We start from the raw sequence: 24,294 nt of genomic DNA on the forward strand, positions 1-24,294 counted from the left end.
CCAATGAGCTGCTCTTTATGTGATGTTATTTGGTCGAACTTATCGTATAAGCTCAACAAATGACTATCAAATCGAGTTACTTTGTCCAGTATACCTCGTTGTGACGGATCATAGCTTGTAAATCAGTCACATAGTCTGAACCGCGCTCAGAATATTTTAGCAAGCCGTTGGTGAGCTCTGTTGCGGTTTCGGTCGTTAACAGATCGTCGCCCTGTGTTGCTAGTTTTGCGCGAATTGCTCTTAGGTCTGCGTAAGCACGGTTTCGGTTTAGGTTCATGAAGTAACGGTGCACAGACTCTTGGCTTGAAGAGAATGTTGCGACTTCATGAGAGCTACCTTCGTTACGTTGTAGCGGAACAAGGCCACAACCTTTGGTGTAACACCAGTGTCCGAAATAGTTGTTCGCTTTGGTGGCGAAACGCGACGTTCCCCAAGCTGACTCATTCGCTGCTTGTGTCAGTACGAGCGCTTCTGGCAGTACATTGACGCGATTAAGCATCTCTGTCAGCCATGCCAGATCTAAACCTTCACTAGGCACAGGTAAGCTGTATAACTTCCCTAACCTTTTCGCATAAGACGCGTCTTCAGAATCAATTTTGTTTAAACCAGATTCAGAGAGCTTAGTTAAAAACGCGCGCTCTTTGGTGATACGTTTGTTTTCAATATTGATGCTTGGACGTAGGAACGAAAAAAATGTGTCCTTTTTCTCGTTCACATCTTCGATGGCCGCAAAATTTGGTGTGCTCGAAGAAACCGTCAAGTCGCCAAATTGGTCAGTGGAATTGGCGCTCTGCTCTGTCGTACGTCGACGCTCCTCTTCTTGGTAAATATAAGGACCAATTAGTGAAATAGAGCCAACAAGAGCCAGTGCCGTCACTTTAAGCGCAAGTGATTTGCTTGCGCTTGCCTGTGTGTCTTTATGCATCGAACACCTGTGGGTTTTTGTTATTGTCGTCGTTATTGCTGTCGTTGTTATCGTCATCACTCTTTGGACGATCTGAAGCAATCAGTTTCAACTTGATGCCAAACATTTCACGGTAAAGGATACCTTTCACGTGGAAGAAGAATGGAAGAACGAAGATTAAGCCAATGCCGTACATCATCGCAGCCACGATGAACATCAACATAACCATTAGGTAAATAGACGCGACCACGAAGATCTTCTTGTTTACCGCTCTTAATGAAAGCAGAAGCGATTGCATTGGCGGCACTTTCTTATCACAAATCAGCAGAATCGAATGACTGAACGCAAGTGAAAAGTAGATAGATAAGAACGGCAGAATCATACCTGCTATGCCTTGAAGCATTAGGCTAAATAAAGTCACTAGGATAACGGGAACCGTAAACTGCAAACCTTTACCAATATGGCGTACTTTGGTTTGTAGACCAGCAGCGTGGCTCATGGCCATTAAACAGATACCAGCATAGATAGGTGCACTGATCACTTCATAGCTAAAGTTCGCAATAAAAATTGATTCAACGATTTGTGGTGTAAACGACTCTGGGTCGATAACCGCATCCAATATAACCGCAGGGTCACCAAGCTGTAGTTTAAGTGCGATATAAAAGATAGCGAGTTGCACAAACATCAAAGCAATAATCGCAGGGGAAAACGAAAGAAAGTGACTTATCGTATGTTTCCAAGCTTCTTGGAATACAGCCGTTGCTTTGAGCTCATAATCGCCAGAAAGTGCACGGTTGATACTACCGCCCAAATTAAAATCTTTTTCGATGTCGTTGTTCATATTGATACCTAGGTGCGCCGATTAAGCGAAACCACCTAACTTATTGATAAAAAATTACCTTCATTATACTCATATGTCGGATACAAACTAAAATATGATTCTGTAACAAGGCTTGCTTTTGCGTCTTAATGGTTAATAATTAGACACTTGTTGGGGTGTAAACCCAGTAAATAACAGTATGGTAAAGGATGTTTACTTTTACCTGCGAAATTTTTTATCTTCGAAAGGTAAAAAATGCTTTGAATTCACGTTTTTGGTGATTATGATGCGCGCCTTAAAGGTGTATAGCAACAGGTCTCAAATAGAACCAAGGTGGAGAAAAACAGACGTTGAACGCTAAAAAATCAGTAGGAAAGCCAGTAGTACAGCTAACTGGCATCAGTAAAAGTTTCGATGGTAAGGAAGTCATCGGCAATCTGGATTTAAACGTAAATCATGGTGAGTTTCTCACGATTTTAGGCCCATCAGGTTGTGGTAAAACAACCGTACTAAGAATGATTGCGGGTTTTGAAACGGCAGATAGTGGTCAAATACTATTAGCTGAACAAAACGTAACCCAAGTTCCTGCTGAACAAAGGCATGTAAACACTGTATTCCAAAGCTATGCCCTATTCCCACATATGACCGTTTTCGACAATGTGGCATTTGGCTTACGCATGCAGAAAGTTCCAAACAGCGAGATTGAACCTCGTGTAATGGATGCTTTGAAAATGGTGCGCCTAGAACAAATGGCACAACGAAAGCCACACCAGCTATCTGGTGGTCAACAGCAACGTATTGCAATCGCTCGTGCTGTCGTTAATAAGCCTAAAGTTCTTTTGTTGGATGAATCTCTATCTGCTCTGGATTACAAACTGCGTAAACAGATGCAAATCGAGCTGAAACAATTACAACGCCAACTTGGTATCACGTTCATTTTTGTAACGCATGACCAAGAAGAAGCGCTGTCTATGTCTGACCGTATTATTGTTATGCGTGATGGCGTGATTGAACAAGACGGAACACCAAGAGAGATCTACGAAGAGCCTAAGAACCTATTTGTAGCGCGCTTCATTGGTGAAATTAACGTATTCGAAGCGACAGCGAAATCTCGTCTAGATGAAAAACGCATTGTTGCGACAATCGAAGGTGAAGAGTCGGTTATCTATCACGATAAAGACGTCACACCGGGTCAAAAACTGCAAGTATTGCTTCGCCCTGAAGATCTTCGTATCGAAGAAATCAAAGAGTCTGAGCAACGCGGTATTGTTGGCCACATTGTCGAGCGAACCTATAAAGGCATGACATTAGATTCAGTTGTAGAACTTGAATCTGGTATGCGTGTCATGGTTAGCGAATTCTTCAACGAAGATGACCCTGATGTTGATCACTCACTGGGCCAAAAAGTTGCAGTAACTTGGGTTGAGAGCTGGGAAGTGGTATTAGAAGATGAGCAAGAAGTTTAATTTACAAAACGCAATTGTTGCTTTAATCACAGGTTGGTTAGTGCTGTTCGTGATGATTCCAAACATCATGATCATCGGTACTAGCTTCTTAACTCGTGATGAAGCGAACTTGATCGAGATGACCTTCACCCTCGATAACTACGTGCGTTTGGCTGACCCGCTGTATTTTAAAGTGTTGATGCACTCTTTCTATATGGCAATTGTCGCAACCCTACTTTGTTTAATTATTGGTTACCCGTTCGCTTACATCGTGGCAAAAATGCCTGCGAAGTGGCGTCCAATCATGTTGTTCCTAGTGATTGTCCCATTTTGGACTAACTCTTTGATTCGTACTTATGGATTGAAGATTGTACTGGGTACGCAAGGTGTCTTGAACAAAAGTTTGTTAGCGCTAGATATCATTGATAAACCGCTACGTATCATGTACTCAGAAACCGCAGTAATGATCGGTTTAGTGTACATCCTACTTCCGTTTATGATTCTGCCGCTGTATTCAGCGATTGAGAAACTGGATGATACGTATTTAGAAGCGGCTAAAGATTTAGGTGCGAACAAACTGCAAACGCTATTGAAAGTTGTACTGCCCCTAACAATGCCGGGCATTATCGGCGGTTGTTTATTAGTACTACTGCCAGCGTTAGGTATGTTCTACATCTCTGACCTATTAGGCGGAGCTAAGAACCTATTGATTGGTAACGTGATTAAGAGCCAAGTGCTCAACGCTCGAGACTGGCCGTTTGGTGCAGCGACGAGTATCGCACTGACCATGGCAATGGCTGTGATGCTGTATGCCTACTACCGAGCAGGTAAGCTATTGAATAAGAAAGTGGAGCTAGACTAATGGGGCGCACAGTTAAGTTCAGCTTTATGGCGCTGGTATACGCCTTTCTATACCTACCTATTATCGTATTGATTGCTAACTCGTTTAATGCCAATAAGTTTGGTATGAAATGGGGTGGCTTCACGACTAAATGGTATGACGCGCTTATTAACAACGACAGCCTAATGCAGGCTGCGTGGCACTCGATCAATGTAGCGGTGTTCTCAGCAACAGCCGCAACGATTGTCGGTAGCCTTACAGCAGTAGCCCTATTCCGTTACCAATTTAAAGGTAAAGGCATCGTAAATGGCATGTTGTTCATCGTAATGATGTCACCAGATATCGTAATGGCAATTTCGTTACTGGCTCTGTTCTTAGTAATGGGTGTACAACTTGGGTTCTTTACCCTACTTGCTGCTCACATTACCTTCTGTCTACCGTTCGTTGTGGTAACGGTTTACAGTCGCTTGAATGGCTTTGATGTGAAGATGTTAGAAGCAGCAAAAGACTTAGGTGCGAGCGAATGGACGATCCTAAAACAGATCATCTTACCACTTGCTAAGCCAGCGGTTGCTGCGGGTTGGTTATTGAGTTTCACTCTGTCTCTGGACGATGTGATCATCAGTTCTTTCGTAACCGGTCCAACGTATGAAATCTTACCACTGAAGATTTACTCAATGGTTAAAGTGGGTATCTCTCCTGAGGTAAACGCCCTAGCAACAGTGATGTTAGTGGTGTCGTTAATACTGGTGATCATTTCTCAGTTATTAGCGAGAGAAAAAATCAAGTAAGTCTCCTACTCTATAAAGAGACAGGCTTGGTAAGAAGTTAAGCTACTTCAAGTTCAAAAAAGTGTTAATCATAAACAGAATGGAAATTGCCATTCTGTTTTTCTATCTACTGCCTTCGGGCAACGTTTAGTTTGGAGCTAACGTCAATGAAAAAATGGGCTACTCTATTAGCTGGTAGTGCATGTGCGCTTTCAATGTTATCTGCACCATCATTTGCAAAAGATAACAAAGAATTGGTATTCATGAACTGGGGACCTTACATCAACAGTGAGATTCTAGAACAGTTCACTGATGAAACTGGTATCAAGGTTATCTACTCGACTTACGAGTCGAACGAAACCCTGTACGCAAAGCTAAAAACACACAACAAAGGCTACGACCTAGTTGTGCCGTCGACTTACTTCGTATCTAAGATGCGTGACGAAGGTATGCTACAAAAGATCGACAAAACTAAGCTGAACAACTTCAAGAATCTAGATACTAACTACCTAGATAAGCCGTACGACCCAAGTAACGACTACTCTATTCCACACGTAGTTGCGATCACAGGTCTTGCTGTTAACACTGACATGTACGATCCAGAAGATTTCCAAAGCTGGGCTGATCTATGGAAGCCTGAGCTTGAAGGTCAACTAATGATGATGGATGACACTCGTGAAGTGTTCCACATCGCACTACGTAAGTTAGGTTACTCTGGTAACACAACAAACGAGAAAGAGATCGACGAAGCGTACGCTGAGCTACAAAAGCTGATGCCAAACGTTCTAGTATTTAACTCAGATAACCCAGGCGCGCCATATATGTCTGGTGAAGTTGGACTTGGTATGCTGTGGAACGGTTCTGCTGCCGCTGCGCAAAACGAAGGTCTACCAATCAAATTGGTTTTCCCTAAAGAAGGCGGTATCGGTTGGGTTGATAACTTTGCAATCAGTTCTGGTGCGGTAAACGTAGAAGCGGCTCATAAGATGATCGACTTCCTACTTCGCCCTGAAATTGCTGAGCAGATTTCTCGCGATACTGGCTACCTAACGGCAGTTAAAGCGTCTAACGAGAAGTTCAAAGACAGCCCTGCTCTGTTCCCGTCTCAAGAAGATCTTGACCGTGTTGAATGGCAAGCTGCAGTTGGCGACAAGACAGTGAAGTACGAAGATTACTTCATGAAACTTAAAGCAGGTCAGTAACTTAGCTTATTATCTAATGGCGACTAAGTAATAGGTTTACTTCACAAGCCTAGCTAGATAATCAACAAGTTAAAAATAAGAATATCAATGAATAGGCAGCTTAGGCTGCCTATTTTATTATATCGCTGCTATAATATACCCCGATTTTTAGGAATCCTTTTACTTTGGGCTCACTACCCAACTTCAAATCAAACAAATGAACGGAACAGTAATGAAAAAAACACTGTATACCGGCGCATTGTGTGCTGCTACTTTACTTTCTACACCCTCTTTCGCAGCTGACCAAGAACTGTATTTTTACAACTGGTCTGAATATATCCCAAATGAAGTATTAGAAGACTTCACAAAAGAGACGGGCATTAAGGTTTATTACTCTACTTATGAGTCTAACGAAAGCATGTACGCTAAGTTAAAAACTCAAGGTACGGGTTATGACTTAGTGGTTCCTTCTACTTACTTCGTTTCTAAGATGCGTAAAGAAGGCATGCTTCAAGAGCTTGATAAAACTAAGCTAAGCCACTTTGCTGATTTGGATCCAAATTACTTAGATAAGCCATTTGACCCAAGCAACAACTACTCAATCCCATACATTTGGGGTGCAACGGGCATTGGTATCAACTCAGATATGCTAGACAAGTCTTCAGTGAAAAACTGGGGTGACCTGTGGGATACACAGTGGGAAGGTCAGCTGATGATGATGGATGACTCTCGTGAGGTTTTCCATATCGCTTTATCTAAATTGGGTTACTCTCCAAACACAACCAACCCAGAAGAAATCAAAGAAGCGTACGAAGAACTTCGTAAGCTGATGCCAAACGTATTGGTATTTAACTCAGACTTCCCTGCGAACCCTTACCTAGCGGGTGAAGTGTCACTTGGTATGCTTTGGAATGGCTCTGCTTACATGGCACGCCAAGAAGGCGCAACGATTGACATTATCTGGCCAGAGAAAGGCGCTATCTTCTGGATGGACAGCCTAGCGATTCCATCTGGTGCTAAGAACATCGAAGCCGCTCATAAGATGATCGATTTCCTTCTTCGCCCAGAGAACGCAGCGAAAATTGCTCTAGAGATCGGCTACCCGACTCCAGTAAAAACCGCTTACCCTCTTCTTCCAAAAGAATTTGCTGAAGACAAGAACGTTTTCCCACCACAATCAGTGATGGATAACGGTGTATGGCAAGATGAAGTTGGTGAAGCGAGCGTCATTTATGACGAGTACTTCCAAAAACTTAAAGTGAACAACTAAGTTATTGTTAGTTAATCAGTTAAGTAAATAAAGCGGCGTAAGCCGCTTTATTTTTTTCAGATTCAGAAACTGATGTGCTTTATTAAAGACAAGGCTTAGGCCGTTAAAGAACCTTTCTCTGAACATAACAATTCCCCGACGAGTTTAGGTACCTCGATACTCGCCTTACCGTAACGTTTCTCTTCAAACTCACTTTCAACCGCGCTTGGTTCTAGATTGATCTCTATTGTGTGCGCACCATGCATTTTTGCATCATGAACAAAGCCTGCAGCTGGATAAACAACACCTGAAGTTCCGATAGAGATAAAGAGATCGGCTTCTTCGAGTGCTGAATAGATGTCACCCATTCTTAATGGCATTTCGCCAAACCACACAATATGAGGACGCATTTGCGCTGGAATTTGACAACAGTGACAAAGTTCACCAGTTTCAATGTCACCTTTATATTCGATAACTTGATTCGATTCACTGCAACGTGCTTTTAGAAGTTCACCGTGCATGTGGATAATGTTGTTACTACCGCCTCTCTCGTGCAGGTTGTCGATGTTCTGAGTGATGATTGTTACTTTACCATCAAGTTTGTCTTCAAGCTCACCTAGCGCCTTGTGGGCTGAGTTTGGATGAATGCCCTCACCTTGTAAACCATGGCGACGCTTGTTATAGAATGCTTGAACCAAGTCGGGATCTTTTGCAAACCCTTCAGGGGTCGCGACATCTTCGATTTTATGGTTTTCCCATAATCCGTCTTGTGCTCGGAATGTTTGAATCCCCGACTCCGCGGAGATGCCGGCGCCAGTAAGAATTACGATATTTCGATATGGGAAATGCATATAACGTCCTTTTAAATATGTCACTTTGTAACAGCTTAGCACTGTTCAAATTCCAACAATAGTTTTAGGGATTAGACCATAGTCTTAGGTAACTGAATTCATTGGCTATTTGTGACATAACTCGCTTGATCGTTGTGACCGTTCTTACTCAAACTCTCGGTTTTACTTTTCATAGAAACAAAAAAAGCGACCGAAGCCGCTTAGTTTTGTATAACTGTTATGTACTTGATGAGTTTAAAACTCATCGCAGCAACTAGAGTTAGTCTTCGTTGATAGATGAGATCTTATGGATTGAAAGATCAGCACCGTTGAACTCATCTTCTTCACTTAAACGTAGGCCAGTTAGCTTGCTGAGCACGCCGTAAACAATCAAAGCACCAATCAGAGCAACAGCAATACCCGCCAGTGTGCCAACCACTTGAGAAGCAAAGCTCACACCGCCTAAGCCCCAGAATGTTTGCGAACCGAAGATACCCGCTGCAATGCCACCCCAAGCGCCACATACACCATGCAGAGGCCATACACCCAATACATCATCAATCTGTGTTTTGTTTTGCATGTACGTGAACAAGTAAACGAACAACGCGCCTGCCACACCGCCTGTCACCAAAGCGCCTAATGGGTGCATTAAGTCTGAACCTGCACAAATTGCTACTAAGCCAGCCAAAGGACCATTATGGATAAAGCCCGGGTCATTCTTACCAGCAACAAGCGCCGCAAGAATACCGCCAACCATTGCCATCAGTGAGTTCATCGCCACTAGGCCGCTGATGCCGTTGATTGCTTGTGCAGACATCACGTTAAAGCCAAACCAACCCACACATAAGATCCAAGAACCTAGTGCTAAAAATGGAATGTTCGATGGTGCGAAGTTAGTGTGTTTACCCGCGCGGATGCGACCTTTACGCATCCCTAAGAAGTAAACCGCAACCAATGCAATCCAACCGCCGACACCGTGAACCACTACCGAGCCTGCGAAGTCATGGAAACCATAGCCAAACTGGCCTTCTAGCCAATCTTGGAAACCAAAGTTACCGTTCCAAATGATGCCTTCGAAAAATGGGTAGATGAAACCAACGGTAAATAACGTTGCGATCAAAATTGGATAGAAACGTGCACGCTCTGCGATACCACCAGAAACAATCGCAGGAATTGCCGCAGCGAAGGTCATTAGGAAGAAGAACTTAACCAGTTCGTAACCATTACCTTGTGAGAGCGTTTCAGCGTCGGCAAAAAAGTGTGCACCGTAAGCAACCCAGTAACCGATAAAGAAATAAGCGATGGCGGAGACACCAAAGTCGGAAAGGATTTTAACCAGCGCGTTTACTTGGTTTTTCTTTCGCACGGTACCGACTTCGAGAAAAGCAAAGCCTGCATGCATCAGGAAGACCATGATTGCGCCAAGTAGTAGGAATAAAGTATCTGAACTTTGGGTAAGGGTTTGTACTGCACTATGAACTTGAGTCACCGTTTCACTCATTAAAGCATTCTCCTTCGCTTTATCTGATTTGCACTGATATCGTGCGATTCAATGTTGTAATTAATTAAAGACTCAACAGTAAACGCAAGATGTGTTCCAAGTGTTAAGGGTAATTTTCGTGCAACAGATTTTAACTTTAAGTCGTTGATTATTAAAGTCTAAATATTTACGTGCACTTTTATGGTTATTAAAAATCGAAAAAACAACCACTACAATTGCACCAAATAAGGGAGTTGCACCATATTGAAGCGGTCAATAAGTAGGTTCTGATACAGAGAGCGGCTGACAACAATTTACTGTTCCATAGCCTAAAAACAAAAAGCCCAGTGAATTTGAATCACTGGGCTTTCTTTAGAGATGTCGTTAACGTGTTAGTGTTACAGGTTTGGCCCTGTCGACGGGTTTTGCGGTAGGTTTTGACTTAAACGCTGCATGCCTTGATACATACGGATAAACCAAACCACAATCGCAACACCACCGAACAACATGCCTACGTATGGAATGTAGTAAGCGATGTCATCGATAATATGGTTTTGATACCAGTAATCGTTCACACCGATTAACACGCCATTAGAGGTCGCTACCGTTACGATAAGCACCACGAAGAACGTCAGGTTCAAGAAGAACGAGCGAATCAGTCCGTAGTAATGGGTATCCACTACTTCCCCGTCTTCGCCTTTATCTAAACGATAGCCCGCGTAGATGATGGCAACCACACCAGAGAGAAGGCAAGTAAATGGTGTAAAGCAGCTTAGTATGTAAGCGACCCAAATACCTTTATGAGGTTTGTTCATTCTTATTCACCCCTTCCGTTTTCTCTGTTGCTGCGTTAGCGCTTTGCTCAACGCCGTTTTTCTCTTGTTCCATCACTTCTTTGTACCAAAGGTCATGGTGCTCTTTAGCCCAAGTCTCATCAACTTCGCCTGTTACCATGCCTTCTAGTGCCCCTTCCATACCGAACAAGCCGATGTAGATGTGGAACACGAAACCACAGATAAGGATCAAAGCAGCTAACATATGGACTAGGTTTGAAAGCTCCATATCTCGACGCGTTTGACCGAAGATTGGGAAGTCTAAAACCAAGCCACTGATCGCAGCCACACTACCCATAACAATCAATAGCCAGAACAGTGCTTTTTCACCCGCGTTCGAGAACTCTGCAGATGGGTGAGAACCTTTATGTTTCCCTACCATGCCACCCAGTTTCATGAACCACTGGATATCGACCATCTTAAAGATAGACTTGCGCCACCACTTGATCAGAACAGCCATCAACAGCACATAGAAAATCGGTCCGATGTAGTTGTGGTATTGCTTAGCCAGTAGAACAATGAAGCCCCATAGATCCGTTGGGATATAAGGTTTCAAGAAGTGTTTACCGTAAACCAACATCAAACCACTGAATGCCAGTGTTAAGAAGGTAAACGCCATGCTCCAGTGCAATGCACGATCAAGTCGAGACCAACGTTTGATCTTACGACCTGTTCTTGGTGCGCTTAGCATTAGCGGTCCAATCACAACGTACATCAAAGTCACGAAAGCAATACTGCCAAAGATAGCGACGGCACCGGCTGGTGACATCCACTTCTCTTTCAATATGTACCACGTCTGACCTGGAGTACTGATTAACACACCGTGTTCAGCCGATTGAGATGTGGTGTAACCTTCTTCACCATTTCTTACTTGTCGCCAAAAATCGGCACCAGCAAGTTGAGTGATTTCTCGTTGAGCAGAGCTCGATTGAGTTTGTGATGAGTTCGTCTCAGATGCATGACTCATAGGAGAAAGCATTGTTAGTGCTGCCAACATAGGCAGCACAACAAGGAAGAGACGCTTAAACATTGTAAGCATATGTCTCTCCTACTTAGCTCTTAGTCGCATCGTAAGAAAGGTCGTTGCCGTCTGTCCAACCTGCACCTTTCGCACCACGTTCAACTACACGCTGACGGAAAACATCAGAAACTTTCTCTGCGTCACCCGCTAGCAGTGCTTTGGTTGAACAAAGCGAAGCACACATTGGCAGTTTGCCTTCTGCAATACGGTTCGCACCGTACTTTTGACGCTCTTCAACAGAACCTGGCTCTGTTTCTGGGCCGCCAGCACAGAAGGTACATTTGTCCATCTTACCGCGCTCACCAAACGCTTCCTGTTTAGGGAATTGAGGTGCGCCAAACGGACAAGCAAACAAGCAGTAACCACAACCGATACACAGATCTTTGTTGTGAAGTACGATGCCGTCTTCTGTATGTTCAAAACAGTCTGCAGGACAAACTGCCATACATGGCGCATCAGTACAGTGCATACACGCAACTGAGATAGAGTTTTCACCCGGTTCGCCATCGTTCAATGTCACAACGCGACGACGTTGAATACCCCATTCCAGAGCATCATCATTTTCATTCTTACATGCAGTGACACAACCGTTACATTCGATACAACGCTTGGTGTCACAAAGAAATTTCATTCTAGCCATTTTAAGACTCCTTACGCTTTACGAATATTACAAAGGGTTACTTTCGTTTCCTGCATCAACGTGACAGGGTCGTAACCATAAGTGGTTGCTGTGTTAGCAGCTTCACCAATAACGTAAGGATCAGTGCCTTCTGGGTATTTAGAACGCAAATCTTCGCCTTGGAACTTACCACCGAAGTGGAATGGGATGAATGCCAGACCCGGTTTCACACGACGTGTAACCATCGCTTTCACCTTAATTCGGCCCTTCTCAGCACCCTCAACCCAAACATCATCACCGTCTTTAAAGCCGATGTCGTTCGCGTCTTTCGGGTTCACTTCAACGAACATCTCTTGTTGAAGTTCTGCTAGCCAAGGGTTAGAACGGGTTTCTTCACCACCACCTTCGTACTCAACCAGACGACCAGAAGTCAGGATAATCGGGTATTCACCAGATTTGTCTTGCTCTTGAATCGACTTGTAAAGCGTAGGTACACGGAAGATCGCCTCTTTGTCATCCCATGTTGGGTAGTCAGCAACTAGGTCGCGACGTGGTGTGTAAAGCGGCTCACGGTGCAGTGGCACGCGGTCTGGGAATGTCCAAACAATCGCACGCGCTTTTGCATTACCAAACGGGATACAACCGTGCTTGATAGCCACACGTTGAATACCGCCAGAAACGTCGGTCTTCCAGTTTTTACCTTCAGCAGAGGCTTTCTCTTCTGCTGTTAGGTCATCCCACCAACCCAGTTGTTTCAGTAGTTTGTCACTGAACTCAGGGTAGCCATCTTTGATTTCGCTGCCTTTCGAGTAGCTGTCTTCAGCCAGTAGGTTTTGACCTTCAAACTCAACACCGAAACGAGTGCGGAAGTTACCACCACCTTCAGCGACAGTCTTAGACGTATCGTAAAGGATATGTGTGCCTGGGTGTTTCATTTCTGGCGTACCCCAACATGGCCAAGGAAGACCGTAAGTCTCACCATTTGCAGGCCCGCCCTCTGCTTCCAGAGACGTTTTGTGGAATGTATGCCAGTTCTGTTGGTGCTCTTTCAAACGTTCTGGGCTTTGACCTGTGTAACCGATCGTCCACATACCTTTGTTGAATTCACGAGTAATGTCTTCAATCAATGGTTGGTTGTTCTCAACACGGATGTTTTTGAACAGCTGATCAGAGAAACCCAGCTTCTTAGAAAGAAGGTACATGATTTCGTGGTCAGGCTTAGATTCGAACAGAGGATCTACCACCTTGTCACGCCACTGTAGAGAACGGTTCGATGCCGTTACACTGCCGTAGGTTTCAAACTGAGTCGTCGCTGGTAGCAGGTAAACGCCGTCAGTACGATCATTCATTACCGCTGCAACCGTTGGGTATGGGTCAACAATAACCATCATATCCAGCTTCTGCATCGCTTTCTTCATCTCTGGACCACGAGTCTGAGAGTTCACTGCGTGACCCCAGTAGAACATCGCGCGGATGTTTTCACGTTGACGAATCTTGTCTTTGTCTTCAAGTACACCATCAACCCAACGAGAGACAGGAATACCTGCACTGTTCATTGGTTTTTGACCGCCGTAAGCGTTGTCGTCGAAACGGCCTTTGATCCAATCAAAGTCGATATCCCAAACTTTCGACCAGTGGCGCCATGAGCCTTCAGACAAGCCGTAGTAACCTGGCAGCGTGTCAGACAGTACGCCAAGGTCAGTTGCACCCTGTACGTTATCGTGACCACGGAAGATGTTTGCACCGCCGCCTGATTTACCGATGTTACCTAGCGCAAGCTCAAGTACACAGTAAGCACGTGTGTTGTTGTTACCTGTGGTGTGTTGAGTACCACCCATACACCAAACGATACAACCCGGACGGTTTTCAGAAAGCAGTTTCGCTGTGTGGTAAACGTCTTCTTCGCTTACGCCTGTTACACGTTCAACTTCTGCTGGGCTCCACTTCGCAACTTCTTCACGGATCTCGTCCATGCCGAATACACGTTGGCGGATGAATTCTTGGTCTTCCCATTTGTTAGCAAAGACATGCCATAACACACCCCAGATAAACGCAACGTCTGAACCTGGGCGAAGTGATACATAGTGATCAGATTTCGCAGCAGTGCGCGTACGACGCGGATCCGCAACAACGATCTTACAGTTGTTCTTCTCTTTCGCGATCAAGATGTGCTGCATCGCTACTGGGTGAGCTTCTGCTGGGTTTGAACCAATGAACAGCATTGACTTACAGTTGTGCATGTCATTGAACGAGTTGGTCATTGCACCGTAACCCCAAGTGTTTGCAACACCGGCTACTGTGGTTGAGTGACAAATACGCGCTTGGTGGTCAACGTTGTTCGTGCCCCAAAGCGACGCCATCTTACGGAATGCGTAAGCTTGCTCGTTACTGTGTTTTGCACTACCTAGGAAGTAAACCGAATCAGGGCCAGACTCTTTACGAAGTTCTAGCGCTTTGTTACCGATCTCTTCAATCGCTTGTTCCCAAGAAAGCTTCTTCCACTTACCGCCTTCCAATTTCATTGGGTACTTAAGACGACGTTCACCGTGGCCGTGCTCACGTAGAGCAGCACCTTTCGCACAATGTCCACCAGCGTTGAATGGGTGATCAAATGCAGGCTCTTGACCTGTCCAAACACCGTTTTGTACTTCAGCGTAGATACCGCAACCCACAGAACAGTGAGAACAGATAGTACGTTTCACTTCTGTTTTCGCTTCTGGATCGACTGATTTAGCCTGTGCTTTCTTCATCATGCCCGGTGCGAATAGACTTGCGCCTACCACTGCGCCACCAGCAGCTAATGAAGTGTTTTTCATGAAGGCACGTCGAGACACGCCTAGCTGATTGGTTTCTTTGCTCACACTATCGGAGCGTTTGACAAGTTTCATCCGTTATCTCCTAAAGCGTGTCGTAGTAATCGCGAATGTGTTGCGTTTCACGATAGCCCGTCTTCTTCATGTCTTCTTTCGGCATTTCAACCGTTTCTGAAGCAGTTGCCACTTTCGTTGTACCAGCGACAACGGCACCAGCTACGGCTGCAGTCGTTAAGCCTTTGAGTAAGTCCCTACGGCTTGTGTTTATTTCTTTATTATCTTTCATCATTGCTTCCTTACCTTACGGTAGATCTTTTGGAGGCTTAATGCCCCTCTATCGATATAATCGCGTACTGCTCGATTACTCGTAATCAGTGACGTTTTTCACATCAATCTTTAATTTATGCTTACTGCTTTTTGTATTAACGCTAAAACGCACTTGTTCTAACGTTAAAAATGCTTCACACAGCTGAGCGGCCGATTTGTAGAAGTTGGCACTTTCTGCACTTTCAAGCTGACGCGTAAAAGAGTTGAACCAAGGACCAAGGTGCTTATTGAAAACCGCTTGTTGCAGGGCTTCTTCTTCACCGGTTAGCATTGCCATTACTTCACACAATGCCGCAATATGATCTTCTGGCTCTTTTACTTGATCATCACGTTCAATGCCTAAAAGCTCTAAATCATGACGAATCTCTGCTAATGGTTTTTCCATCATGGCGCCAGTGCGATGCCAAGAACCAAATGGAACAATCTCTCCACGGCCAATGCCAATGAACAGGTCTTGATATTCGTCTTCTAACGCTTCGCGATTTGATTCTGTTGCCGCTTGTTGAATAGCAATCCAAGCTTTTTGCATTGCACTTTCAGATGCTTCAATATCTAGCGTTTTTAGAAAGTCGATCACCTCTTCAGAAGGTGCGCTACGAAACAGTGCAGATAGAACCAAATAGATCTCAGTTCTTAGTGTCTGTTCTTGTGCCTGATCCAAATTAGTTTCCAAGGCTAACTCCTAGTATTTCAATTGTTTCAATGGGTCTTGCGCCATTGAATCGAACATATCCACCACACGACAGTCCTCACACATAGCAATACGATTGATCGCTGCTTCATCTGAAAAGTGAGAGTGACCGCGTAACTTGTTCTGTAACATGTCGATCATAGACTGAGGTGCAAATGGTTTATGGCAACGTACACATTCCGCAGCTTTCTCTTCATGAATCACAACCGCTTTCTGACGTTCTTCTTTCACCCAGTTCATACGAGGAGTAAGAGTCAGAACATTTTCAGGACATGCCTTTTCACACAAGCCACATTGAATACAGTCTTGTTCTACAAATTTAAGTGATGGAGAAGCCCCGTCGGTATGAAGTGCACGTGTCGGACACACAGCCACACAACTCATACACAAAGTACAATCTTTGCTTTCACACGAAACCGTGCCATATGGCGCATTCGATGGAAGCTCAACAATGTTCTCAACTGGAATTCGAGCTGAAGACATCGCATCAAGTGCTGTGAATAGACGTTGACGCTTGTTGCCTTGAAGATCGCCAAGTGCAAGATCGAACGAATCCACACAAAGTGTTGGAGGACCTTCACGTAGCGATTCTAGATACAGGATATCGATGGTTTCTTTTGGAATACCGATTTGGTCTAGTAACTCTTGAGCGATCCCTACTTCGTTATTCAGAACTCGAATAATGGTTTCTGGCATAAAGCGAGATGCTGCAAACAGAACTTGAGTTGCGCCATTTACTAAAGCTGCAAACCAAGTATCAATACCAATAGATGGCAGTTCTTCTACGACAATTGGAATCACGTTATCTGGTAGCGCTTTAAGAGCCATCACGTTGTAAGTTTCATGACGTGAGCTACAGATAAGCACGATAGGATCAAGACCGCCCGCTTGCTCGTAATTCGCTAGCGTACGTTCAATGAATTTTTGAGTATCGTCAGGATTCGGCAATGCGTAAGAGATTGCTTCTGTCGGACAACTCGTTGCACAAGTACCAACGCCTTGACATAGGTAAGGGTTGATCTCAATCTTATGGCCAGTCTTATCTGAGCCTTCACTTGACAGTGCGCCAGCAGGACAAGCATCAACACAACGCTCACAACCTTTTACGCCACGAGAACTGTGCGCACAAAGGTCAGTGTCTAGACGGAAGAACTTAGGTTTATCGAACGTGCCCATTAGCGTTGGAATCTCTTCCAGTGCTTCAGCCAGTTTTGGATAGCCACGGCCTACTGGGTAATAACCCGGTACAGGCACTTCTTCTGTCATGCAGCTATTCAGACATAGGTCTAGAACAACATCGAAACAATCGTGATTAATCGCGATTTTCGCTAGGTTGCTTGATGTGCCTTTACTTTCGATCACAACTTCAAACGTGCCAAGGAAACCGGAGACTTGAACCGAATTCGCGAAATACAGTTCTGGGTTTGTGCCCTTTTCGCCGTCTGTCGACAATAAGGTTAGGCTCGTCAATTGAGGTAATTGCGCCGCAGCACTTTCAATGATCGCAGTTGGACCAATAACAAGAGTATTACCACCGCTTTCGTAGCTAACAGTAGGTGGAATCAGATTTGTTAACTCAACTGTATTTTCAAATGCATACAGTCTTGCTTTAGCGTTATTTGAAGTTGCTTGTTCTAATAATTGTTTAAGCATTGCTCAGTTCCATCTTTGGACATGGATAATCTGTTCAACTTTCATTGTAGTAAGCGATAGAGAACTTGCTGAGTAATCCGTTAACAACTAACCCTTTAGCCAGTGTGCCGTTCGTCAGACCATGAACTCGTCTATCTACAAAAAAGTTGATAATGAACGTTATTTAGCAAATGCCATGCCAGTTTAATAATCCCTATATATCAGTAGTTTAATGATTTATAGCGTTTATTGTGCGTATAAAAAAACCGCTTGGGACATTTTGTCGCAAGCGGCTCATTGAGTGTTTAGTCAAAATGTACCTATTCTTTGTGTGGTATATTTTGTCCCATCTTTTTCAGGTCAGCTTCGTCTGACATTGTAGCATCAACATCTGATACTGTATTTTTATACAGTTCATTTTCTTGTTCTGTTATTTCGTCAATTTCTGACGTTTCAAGTTCATTATCAGATACCTCAAGATCGCTTTCAGAATTTCCTAAAACCTCACCTTCATCTTTATTATCAATGGCTTGCTCTTCTTCTGGTGTGGTTTCGTCTTCCGTTTTGTCTTTAACCCAATCACGCAAGGTTTCCGCAACCCCTTCAGAAAGAGACTTTAAATTACTGTAATCGTCGTCGTAATCATCTAAACCATCACGAACGTTGAACTCTTCTGAGAGGAATAATTTACGCAAGGCCGCTTTTTTTACGCTCTCAGATGCTTCTGACACCAATAATTGAGCAACAGACAAGTCTTCAGTCGTTTCTGATGCTATCTCCTGAGAGTCAATAGCTTGAGAATCGACAGCATGAGTTTCTTCATTGCTTTCTGGAGAACCATTTTCTAAAGTTCTATTTTCTAAAATCTGACGGTCTAATGACTCTGATGTTTCTGCACCTATAGATGAAGCAGCAGACGAAGCCTCTGAAGAAATAAGTTCGGCTTCCTCAAGCGTTTGTTGCGCTTCTAATGGTTCATCAGACGATTCATCGAGCTTTCGTTGAGACCAACGGCTAAAAAAGTTAGTTGCCATTTGATCGACCCGCGCCTTTACGTTTCTTACGTCTTGCTTCTAGTAACTCGCCATGACGGCCAATGAATGCTTCCATCCAAGCTTGTACAGGCAAAGGAATGTCGTATGAAAGGACTTGGTTGTCACCGTCCATGTATTGCCCAGCAACGGTTTGTGATGCCGTAAGTAACTGAATGACTGGCTCAACACCAGAATCGACGTTATCCATCACTAAGAAAAGCTTAGGTTGTTGAGAGCTAAGGTTGAAACGATAGTCTGTACGCTCGTCTTTATGTAATTGGAGTAAACAAACGTCTTGGGCATCGTCTTCTGGCGACAGTTCAAATCCCGTCAATTCCCATTGCGTCGTTACCCAGATACCTGTTTTGATCTCTTTCTCTATTCTTTGGACACCGATTGGCCAAGCTGCTTCTGTTTTTTCATATTGTTCTTGGAATTCTTTTATCTCAGACATACTTCACCCAATTGATTTTCTTTGGTCTGAATGCACTTAGGACATTTTGTACTGTGCGCAATCATATACACCCCATAAAGCAATAAACACGCCAATACGGATTACCTACGAGAGCGTATCTATAGCGTTCGTTATCAAGTTGTCATTATAACGTTAGTCGATACTGGTTATTTCAGACAACTCGACCCAGTGAACTCTCATATTTTGCGCTATTTTAATCTAATGCTTCCTGTTTCCATCAATCCCCGTTATTTTGGAATAAGATTTGCTTTAGCTAATTCGCTAATGTTATTCACAGAGCTATGTATTCTCAGAGCTATGGCGCGCTCGATAACGTTAATCGAAACCTAAGCTATAGCGAACTAACAAACTAGCGCATTGATGAATGAGAGCCTTATTGCTCTTGTTGACTTCTTATCTCATAAAATCGCTATCTCATTAAGTAGGAAATGACTGTGGTAAAACCAAACATAATAAAAACCAGTGAGAACCCACTTCAGACAATCGAAGTTGAAGTGTTTGATGAATATGGCGAAAAGCTAACGAAACAAATCGCGTGTGAGCGCCCTCTTACCGTGATGTTGAACTGGAAAGAGATCGTAACGTTGATGACATTGGGTTCTCGTCCTGAGTCATTAGTATTAGGCTATTTGAAGAACCAAAGCTTTCTGTCTGATCCAGAAGCTATTGAATCTATCATTATCGATTGGGAAACCAGTTCTGCAGCGGTTATCACCAAAGAAGACACGAGCCAACTTGAACAAGCATTGAAGAAGAAGACAGTAACGTCTGGCTGTGGTCAAGGCACCATGTATGGCAACGTGATGAAGCAATTGGAAGATTACCAAGTGCCTCAAACTAAGATTAAACAATCTGAAATCTACACAGCGCTTGAAGCGCTGACTCATTATAACGATACCTACAAGAAAGCAGGCGCGGTGCACGGCTGTGCGGTTTGTAAAGACGACAAGGTTCTATCGTTTGTTGAAGATGTTGGCCGACACAATGCCGTTGATACATTGGCTGGTGAGATGTGGCTTAACAAAGAGTCAGGTGAAGATAAGATCTTCTATACCACAGGCCGTTTAACGTCTGAGATGGTGATTAAGGTTGCTCAGATGGGTATCCCTGTTCTGTTATCACGTTCTGGTGTAACTCAAATGGGCTTAGACTTGGCTCAGAAATTCGGCATCACCACTATTGCACGCGCAAAAGGTTTACGCTTCCAAGTGTTTACAGGCGCAGACAAGATCGACTTTGATGTGAAAGGCGAACAAGTTCTTTAAAGACAAACTTTTCTAAAGGCAAGTGCTATCTAAAGCCAATTTTCAGATGAACTCATATAAGGTGTAGGCGAAGGCTTGCACCTTTTTCTTTTGTGTCCTCTATTCGATTTAGTCTCCTTATCATTCCCTCTCCTTGCTCCATCATTTTATCCGCATAATTTTTACAGCCAGTTCGCTGTTACCACCCTTTCTGCACGTTATTTCAGCAACAGAACGCGCTCAATATTACTGTTTAGTTTTACTTAACGTTAATTTCAAAATTACTAGATATACCAAACGTTAACAATTCTTTATCTTGTGCTCCGTGAACAGAACGAAGCACGCACTTATTGTGCTGCTTGGCGAAAGTTTCACTTCTTTGAATGCTCACTTCGAAGAAAACACATAAGAAAAAAGAATTGGATAACAATATGAAACAGCCTTTAAAAGCTTTAGCAATTGCTCTTGGATTGACCTTGGGCGCCAACTGTCACGCAATTGAACTTAAGCCGGTCGATACTGACTTTACATTACAAATACTGGGTTCAGGTGGTCCTATCTCGGATGACCTACGTGCATCATCAGGTGAAATCGTATGGTGGAAAGGCAAATCACGAATCATGATTGATGCCGGTGGCGGTGTTTACCTACGTTTCGGTCAGGCGGGTGCAAAACTTGAAGACCTAGATTTTATGGGTATTACTCACTTCCATACCGATCACGTCAATGACATGCCTGCTCTTCTTAAAGGTGGCTACTTTTTTGAACGTGAAAAGGCGTTGGAGATTTCAGGTCCAGCCGCAGGTTCAGCCTTTCCAAGCCTCAACGGTTACTTTGCAGCGAACTTTGACCCAGACCATGGCGCATACGCTTACCTTGCTGGCTTATACGATGGAACCGATGGTCTATTCCCGGTCAATCTTACCGATGTTGACTATCAATCCACAGTGCCAACCGTTGTTTATGAAAAAGATGGTTTGAAGATCACTGCTCTGGGTATTCCTCATGGTGATGTGCCTTGTCTCGCTTACCGAATTGAAAGTGAAGAAGGCGTAATGGTGATTTCAGCTGACCAAAATGGTAGCAACCCTGCCTTCTTAGACTTCGCTCGCGGCGCCGACATCATGATGATGCCAATGGCGATTCATGAACAAGCCGATGGTGTCTCTACATTTATGCACGCTAAGCCTTCCGTGATTGGTGAGATTGCTAAAGAGATTAATCCAAAAATGTTGGTACTTAACCACTGGATGGGTCTAGGCCTTAAGCGTAAATCTGAATCGATCAAAATCGTACGCGAATACTACGACGGACCAATCATGTCCGGTCGTGATTTAGCCAGCTTCCCTATGTCCGCTGTAAAGGAGAAATAACATGAACAACAAAATCGCCCTATCAATCGCGATCACGTCTGTGATTAGTCTTAACTCTGCAATGGCGTTTGCTGATGCACCTGCCGAAGCCCCTGTTGAAGCTAAACAATCTTCAGGACACGGTGGTAAATGTGCCGCAGGTAAATGTGGTACCGAAAAACGTTTCGAAAAAGCGGAACTGACCAGTAACCCACAAGACCGTTTAGTTCGAGCTCGTGACGGGAAATGTGGCTTAACAGCTGAAGGTATCTCGCCAAGTAAAGAACGCATCTTAATGGCAAATAGCAAGGTGACAGGTGGAGTATGTGGCCAGTAGAAACGCATAAAACTAAAGCTATAAAAAATAAGGCTTTAAAAACCAAAGCTTTAGCATCAAATGACCGAGTCCCTAAAAGCAGAGAGTTAAACCATAAAGTGCGAACCATTCAGAATACAGACAAAGGCATTGGGCTACGCGGTGAGCACATTGAACTGCTCGCTCGTTCCCCAAAGCACCCTGATATTGATTTTCTCGAGTTAGCACCAGAGAACTGGATGAGCTTGGGTGGACTTAAGCGTGAGCAATTACAAGATATATCTAAGCTCTACCCCTTGATTGCACACGGTTTAAGTTTGTCTATTGGCGATTGCCAGCCACTTAACACAAAGTTTGTACGTCAGGTTGGTCAGTTTCTCGATGAATTGAATATCGAAGTCTATAGCGAGCACTTGAGCTTCTCTAGAGACAATCAAGGGTACTTGTATGAACTGTTACCCGTGCCACGCCGCGCAGAAAACATCGACTATTTAGCGGACAGAATCAAGCAAGTCCAAGACATCATTCAACGTCCTTTGGTCATGGAGAACATCTCTTATTACCACAATTACGGAGATGAGATGCCTGAGGGTGAGTTTATCGCTGAAATAGCAAAGCGCAGTGGCTGTGAGTTGTTGGTCGACATCAATAATCTCTACGTGAACAGTCAGAACCACCACTTTGATGCAGCTCAAATGCTTAAAGCTTTGCCGAGTGATGCTATTCGCTATTACCACATTGCAGGGCATTTAGTTGAAAACGACAGGTCGGTTGAAAGTGATAAATCGATTAAAGGTAACAAGTCGCTGATTGATACCCACGGCATGGAAGTACAGCAAGCTGTTATTGACTTGGCACGTTACACCATCTCTATTCATGGCAGTAAACCGTTATTGCTAGAAAGAGATAACAACGTACCGCCTTTGGTTGTACTGACAGAAGAGTTACGAGGTGTGCATAGTCAGGTTCTAGATGCTGGTGTAAGTCATCGCCCTCTTGAACAGGAGTTGTTATATGCATAATCCGCCAAACTCAATGGTAAGGCAAACACAAGCTTTGGCTGCATTAATACGTTCGCCACTTGAAGGCAACGCGGTGTGCCGATACAGCGAATTCATTAGAGATAACGTATTTGGTGTATTGAACAACACATTTCCGCTGTTTTGTCAGCAAGTCGACCAAGACCAACTACTGATATTGGTTGATGAGTTTGTTGTCGTGCATTACGCCTCAGAGCCGGAGTTTCATCATATCGCGACTGAGTTTGTCAGCTTTGTTCAGCGTCGCGCTCAGCCAATGTATATCTCTAGTTTGACTGCCACCCATCAACTTACAGACGATCAATTGGCTGTATTGGAGTTCGAATGGTGTGCCTTTTGCGTTGAAATTGACTCTTCAAAGCAAGTATTGCCGATGTCGTGGACGGGTGACTTTTGTATCGATGAACAACAGCTTCAATTGGGCTTGTTAGTCAACAGTATGATGAAGCTCGTACAGGTACCTTTCCTTGTTCATGGTGATTCACTGACGTTTCTAACACAAAGGCGACACTCAATTTATTACGCGATTTATCGCGACTCAGACCAACGCGTCAACACGATAAAACTAAGAGAAATTGATGTTGCGATTATCCAAATAATCCAACAACGACCAAATCGTTCTTTAGCCGATATAAAACAAATAATTGCTCAACAATTGGCGAGATTCGAGTTTATTAATTGGGTTGAACACTTCAGTGAAACAGAACTGATTGGCGTTCACTCTTTAGGAGAAAAATTATGATTAAGTCAGCCCTCAGCTGGTACGACACTATTGTCGAGAAATGCAAACAGTTCGATTATCTAGCTCTGCTTGCCGTACGTCTGTACCTTATTCCGGTGATTTATGTTGGTGCACACTCAAAAGTGCTCGGCTTCGCTGGGACGGTCGCTTGGTTCGGTGCATCAACCGCCGATGGTGGTCTTAACCTTCCCTTCCCAGAGCTACTGGCATCCCTAGCGGCAGCGACCGAAGTATTAGGTTGTATCTGTATCGCGCTAGGCCTGTTTACTCGCTTTATCTCGATTCCAATGATTTTCATGATGAGCGTCGCGAGTGCAATGGTTCACTGGAAACACGGTTGGGATGCGATTGCGACTGGTGGTATGGAAGCAACCGTTCGACTTAACGGCTTCATCGAATGGCTCGCGGTTAACTTCCCAGGTCGTTACAACTACATCACAGAACTTGGCGACCCGGTAATGCTCAACAACGGTATGGAATTCGCAGGCACTTACTTCGTGATGCTGTTAGTACTGCTTGTTTACGGCGGTGGTCGTTACGTGAGTGCAGATTACTGGCTACGTAAACAGTTCTCTAAAAAACAAAACAAAGCACTTCGTTGGTAATCGATTCTTTTCACACAGCTACATGTAAAA

Annotated in this window: 24 protein-coding genes; 11 read left to right on the forward strand and 13 right to left on the reverse strand. The window is 44.0% G+C overall.

Going from position 1 to position 24,294, the window contains the following annotated elements; genetic code table 11:
- Positions 1 to 76: 76 nt before the first annotated feature.
- Complete coding sequence (locus tag BCV39_RS11120; protein ID WP_102431929.1) at positions 77 to 925, reverse strand: glucosaminidase domain-containing protein; 849 nt, start codon at positions 923 to 925, stop codon at positions 77 to 79.
- A complete protein-coding gene (locus tag BCV39_RS11125) occupies positions 918 to 1,745 on the reverse strand; it encodes a hypothetical protein (RefSeq protein WP_048612081.1) in 828 nt (275 codons plus the stop codon). The genes BCV39_RS11120 and BCV39_RS11125 overlap by 8 nt, the downstream gene beginning before the upstream one ends.
- Positions 1,746 to 2,074: 329 nt before the next feature.
- Here BCV39_RS11125 and potA point away from each other — a divergent pair, with 329 nt between their 5' ends.
- From potA to BCV39_RS11150, 5 genes are all read left to right on the forward strand, one after another.
- A complete protein-coding gene (gene potA, locus BCV39_RS11130) occupies positions 2,075 to 3,190 on the forward strand; it encodes a spermidine/putrescine ABC transporter ATP-binding protein PotA (protein ID WP_048658741.1) in 1,116 nt (371 codons plus the stop codon).
- A complete protein-coding gene (gene potB, locus BCV39_RS11135) occupies positions 3,174 to 4,031 on the forward strand; it encodes a spermidine/putrescine ABC transporter permease PotB (RefSeq protein WP_017059630.1) in 858 nt (285 codons plus the stop codon). The genes potA and potB overlap by 17 nt, the downstream gene beginning before the upstream one ends.
- Positions 4,031 to 4,801: a spermidine/putrescine ABC transporter permease PotC gene (potC, locus tag BCV39_RS11140; RefSeq protein ID WP_004733706.1), complete on the forward strand. Its 771-nt coding sequence runs from the start codon at positions 4,031 to 4,033 to the stop codon at positions 4,799 to 4,801. Before potB ends, potC begins: the two co-directional genes overlap by 1 nt.
- A 146-nt stretch (positions 4,802 to 4,947) precedes the next feature.
- A complete protein-coding gene (locus BCV39_RS11145; RefSeq protein ID WP_017059628.1) occupies positions 4,948 to 5,982 on the forward strand; it encodes an extracellular solute-binding protein in 1,035 nt (344 codons plus the stop codon).
- 211 nt (positions 5,983 to 6,193) lie between these two features.
- Entirely contained in the window at positions 6,194 to 7,231 is a 1,038-nt protein-coding gene (locus BCV39_RS11150) for an extracellular solute-binding protein (RefSeq protein ID WP_008217941.1), read from the forward strand.
- Positions 7,232 to 7,326: 95 nt separating this feature from the next.
- Here BCV39_RS11150 and cobB read toward each other — a convergent pair whose 3' ends face one another.
- The 11 genes from cobB to BCV39_RS11205 all read right to left on the reverse strand — a co-directional run bounded on the left by cobB (position 7,327) and on the right by BCV39_RS11205 (position 18,944).
- Entirely contained in the window at positions 7,327 to 8,061 is a 735-nt protein-coding gene (cobB, locus tag BCV39_RS11155; RefSeq protein ID WP_102431930.1) for a Sir2 family NAD+-dependent deacetylase, read from the reverse strand.
- A gap of 259 nt (positions 8,062 to 8,320) precedes the next feature.
- Positions 8,321 to 9,541, reverse strand: coding sequence for an ammonium transporter (locus tag BCV39_RS11160; protein WP_102431931.1), 1,221 nt, complete (start codon positions 9,539 to 9,541; stop codon positions 8,321 to 8,323).
- A 377-nt stretch (positions 9,542 to 9,918) separates the two neighbouring features.
- On the reverse strand, positions 9,919 to 10,335 hold the full coding sequence (locus tag BCV39_RS11165) for a hypothetical protein (RefSeq protein ID WP_048658737.1): 417 nt from the start codon (positions 10,333 to 10,335) through the stop codon (positions 9,919 to 9,921).
- Positions 10,319 to 11,392, reverse strand: coding sequence for a formate dehydrogenase subunit gamma (locus BCV39_RS11170; protein ID WP_012603931.1), 1,074 nt, complete (start codon positions 11,390 to 11,392; stop codon positions 10,319 to 10,321). Before BCV39_RS11170 ends, BCV39_RS11165 begins: the two co-directional genes overlap by 17 nt.
- Before the next feature lie 13 nt (positions 11,393 to 11,405).
- Complete coding sequence (gene fdh3B, locus BCV39_RS11175; RefSeq protein WP_004742271.1) at positions 11,406 to 12,014, reverse strand: formate dehydrogenase FDH3 subunit beta; 609 nt, start codon at positions 12,012 to 12,014, stop codon at positions 11,406 to 11,408.
- Positions 12,015 to 12,025: 11 nt separating this feature from the next.
- Positions 12,026 to 14,881 carry a formate dehydrogenase subunit alpha gene (locus tag BCV39_RS11180; RefSeq protein WP_048665029.1) on the reverse strand — a complete coding sequence of 952 codons (2,856 nt, stop codon included), beginning with the start codon at positions 14,879 to 14,881 and terminating at the stop codon, positions 12,026 to 12,028.
- Between the two features lie 10 nt (positions 14,882 to 14,891).
- Positions 14,892 to 15,092: a twin-arginine translocation signal domain-containing protein gene (locus tag BCV39_RS11185; protein ID WP_004733728.1), complete on the reverse strand. Its 201-nt coding sequence runs from the start codon at positions 15,090 to 15,092 to the stop codon at positions 14,892 to 14,894.
- A 75-nt stretch (positions 15,093 to 15,167) separates the two neighbouring features.
- On the reverse strand, positions 15,168 to 15,806 hold the full coding sequence (locus tag BCV39_RS11190; RefSeq protein ID WP_055318797.1) for a molecular chaperone TorD family protein: 639 nt from the start codon (positions 15,804 to 15,806) through the stop codon (positions 15,168 to 15,170).
- Between the two features lie 9 nt (positions 15,807 to 15,815).
- Positions 15,816 to 17,477, reverse strand: coding sequence for a 4Fe-4S dicluster domain-containing protein (locus BCV39_RS11195; protein ID WP_102431932.1), 1,662 nt, complete (start codon positions 17,475 to 17,477; stop codon positions 15,816 to 15,818).
- A gap of 299 nt (positions 17,478 to 17,776) precedes the next feature.
- Positions 17,777 to 18,490: a DUF3306 domain-containing protein gene (locus BCV39_RS11200; RefSeq protein WP_102431933.1), complete on the reverse strand. Its 714-nt coding sequence runs from the start codon at positions 18,488 to 18,490 to the stop codon at positions 17,777 to 17,779.
- Positions 18,480 to 18,944 (reverse strand): DUF3305 domain-containing protein, encoded by a 465-nt coding sequence (locus tag BCV39_RS11205; RefSeq protein ID WP_102431934.1) that lies wholly within the window; start codon positions 18,942 to 18,944, stop codon positions 18,480 to 18,482. Before BCV39_RS11205 ends, BCV39_RS11200 begins: the two co-directional genes overlap by 11 nt.
- Before the next feature lie 455 nt (positions 18,945 to 19,399).
- On the opposite strand from BCV39_RS11205, the gene fdhD reads away from it, so the two are divergent.
- The 6 genes from fdhD to BCV39_RS11235 all read left to right on the forward strand — a co-directional run bounded on the left by fdhD (position 19,400) and on the right by BCV39_RS11235 (position 24,264).
- A complete protein-coding gene (gene fdhD / locus BCV39_RS11210; protein WP_102431975.1) occupies positions 19,400 to 20,230 on the forward strand; it encodes a formate dehydrogenase accessory sulfurtransferase FdhD in 831 nt (276 codons plus the stop codon).
- A gap of 410 nt (positions 20,231 to 20,640) precedes the next feature.
- A complete protein-coding gene (locus tag BCV39_RS11215; RefSeq protein WP_046225231.1) occupies positions 20,641 to 21,582 on the forward strand; it encodes an MBL fold metallo-hydrolase in 942 nt (313 codons plus the stop codon).
- 1 nt (position 21,583) lies between these two features.
- On the forward strand, positions 21,584 to 21,898 hold the full coding sequence (locus BCV39_RS11220) for a hypothetical protein (protein ID WP_017112074.1): 315 nt from the start codon (positions 21,584 to 21,586) through the stop codon (positions 21,896 to 21,898).
- A gap of 98 nt (positions 21,899 to 21,996) precedes the next feature.
- Positions 21,997 to 22,899 carry a DUF692 domain-containing protein gene (locus tag BCV39_RS11225; RefSeq protein WP_102431976.1) on the forward strand — a complete coding sequence of 301 codons (903 nt, stop codon included), beginning with the start codon at positions 21,997 to 21,999 and terminating at the stop codon, positions 22,897 to 22,899.
- On the forward strand, positions 22,892 to 23,659 hold the full coding sequence (locus BCV39_RS11230) for a putative DNA-binding domain-containing protein (protein ID WP_102431935.1): 768 nt from the start codon (positions 22,892 to 22,894) through the stop codon (positions 23,657 to 23,659). The genes BCV39_RS11225 and BCV39_RS11230 overlap by 8 nt, the downstream gene beginning before the upstream one ends.
- Positions 23,656 to 24,264 (forward strand): DoxX family protein, encoded by a 609-nt coding sequence (locus tag BCV39_RS11235; protein ID WP_102431936.1) that lies wholly within the window; start codon positions 23,656 to 23,658, stop codon positions 24,262 to 24,264. The genes BCV39_RS11230 and BCV39_RS11235 overlap by 4 nt, the downstream gene beginning before the upstream one ends.
- Positions 24,265 to 24,294 lie beyond the last annotated feature (30 nt).

Source organism: Vibrio sp. 10N.286.55.E10, assembly GCF_002872555.1.
Lineage (GTDB): Bacteria > Pseudomonadota > Gammaproteobacteria > Enterobacterales > Vibrionaceae > Vibrio > Vibrio crassostreae.

Bases quoted from the DNA above. Each gene is read 5' to 3' on its own strand.
- BCV39_RS11125 (WP_048612081.1), bottom strand. From the start codon at position 1,745: ATGAACAACGACATCGAAAAAGATTTTAATTTGGGCGGTAGTATCAAC.
- BCV39_RS11220 (WP_017112074.1), top strand. From the start codon at position 21,584: ATGAACAACAAAATCGCCCTATCAATCGCGATCACGTCTGTGATTAGT.
- BCV39_RS11160 (WP_102431931.1), bottom strand. From the start codon at position 9,541: ATGAGTGAAACGGTGACTCAAGTTCATAGTGCAGTACAAACCCTTACC.
- BCV39_RS11195 (WP_102431932.1), bottom strand. From the start codon at position 17,477: ATGCTTAAACAATTATTAGAACAAGCAACTTCAAATAACGCTAAAGCA.
- BCV39_RS11215 (WP_046225231.1), top strand. From the start codon at position 20,641: ATGAAACAGCCTTTAAAAGCTTTAGCAATTGCTCTTGGATTGACCTTG.
- BCV39_RS11200 (WP_102431933.1), bottom strand. From the start codon at position 18,490: ATGGCAACTAACTTTTTTAGCCGTTGGTCTCAACGAAAGCTCGATGAA.
- potC (WP_004733706.1), top strand. From the start codon at position 4,031: ATGGGGCGCACAGTTAAGTTCAGCTTTATGGCGCTGGTATACGCCTTT.
- BCV39_RS11235 (WP_102431936.1), top strand. From the start codon at position 23,656: ATGATTAAGTCAGCCCTCAGCTGGTACGACACTATTGTCGAGAAATGC.
- BCV39_RS11150 (WP_008217941.1), top strand. From the start codon at position 6,194: ATGAAAAAAACACTGTATACCGGCGCATTGTGTGCTGCTACTTTACTT.
- potB (WP_017059630.1), top strand. From the start codon at position 3,174: ATGAGCAAGAAGTTTAATTTACAAAACGCAATTGTTGCTTTAATCACA.
- BCV39_RS11145 (WP_017059628.1), top strand. From the start codon at position 4,948: ATGAAAAAATGGGCTACTCTATTAGCTGGTAGTGCATGTGCGCTTTCA.
- BCV39_RS11230 (WP_102431935.1), top strand. From the start codon at position 22,892: ATGCATAATCCGCCAAACTCAATGGTAAGGCAAACACAAGCTTTGGCT.
- BCV39_RS11180 (WP_048665029.1), bottom strand. From the start codon at position 14,881: ATGAAACTTGTCAAACGCTCCGATAGTGTGAGCAAAGAAACCAATCAG.
- BCV39_RS11165 (WP_048658737.1), bottom strand. From the start codon at position 10,335: ATGAACAAACCTCATAAAGGTATTTGGGTCGCTTACATACTAAGCTGC.
- BCV39_RS11185 (WP_004733728.1), bottom strand. From the start codon at position 15,092: ATGAAAGATAATAAAGAAATAAACACAAGCCGTAGGGACTTACTCAAA.
- BCV39_RS11120 (WP_102431929.1), bottom strand. From the start codon at position 925: ATGCATAAAGACACACAGGCAAGCGCAAGCAAATCACTTGCGCTTAAA.
- fdh3B (WP_004742271.1), bottom strand. From the start codon at position 12,014: ATGGCTAGAATGAAATTTCTTTGTGACACCAAGCGTTGTATCGAATGT.
- BCV39_RS11205 (WP_102431934.1), bottom strand. From the start codon at position 18,944: ATGTCTGAGATAAAAGAATTCCAAGAACAATATGAAAAAACAGAAGCA.
- cobB (WP_102431930.1), bottom strand. From the start codon at position 8,061: ATGCATTTCCCATATCGAAATATCGTAATTCTTACTGGCGCCGGCATC.
- BCV39_RS11170 (WP_012603931.1), bottom strand. From the start codon at position 11,392: ATGCTTACAATGTTTAAGCGTCTCTTCCTTGTTGTGCTGCCTATGTTG.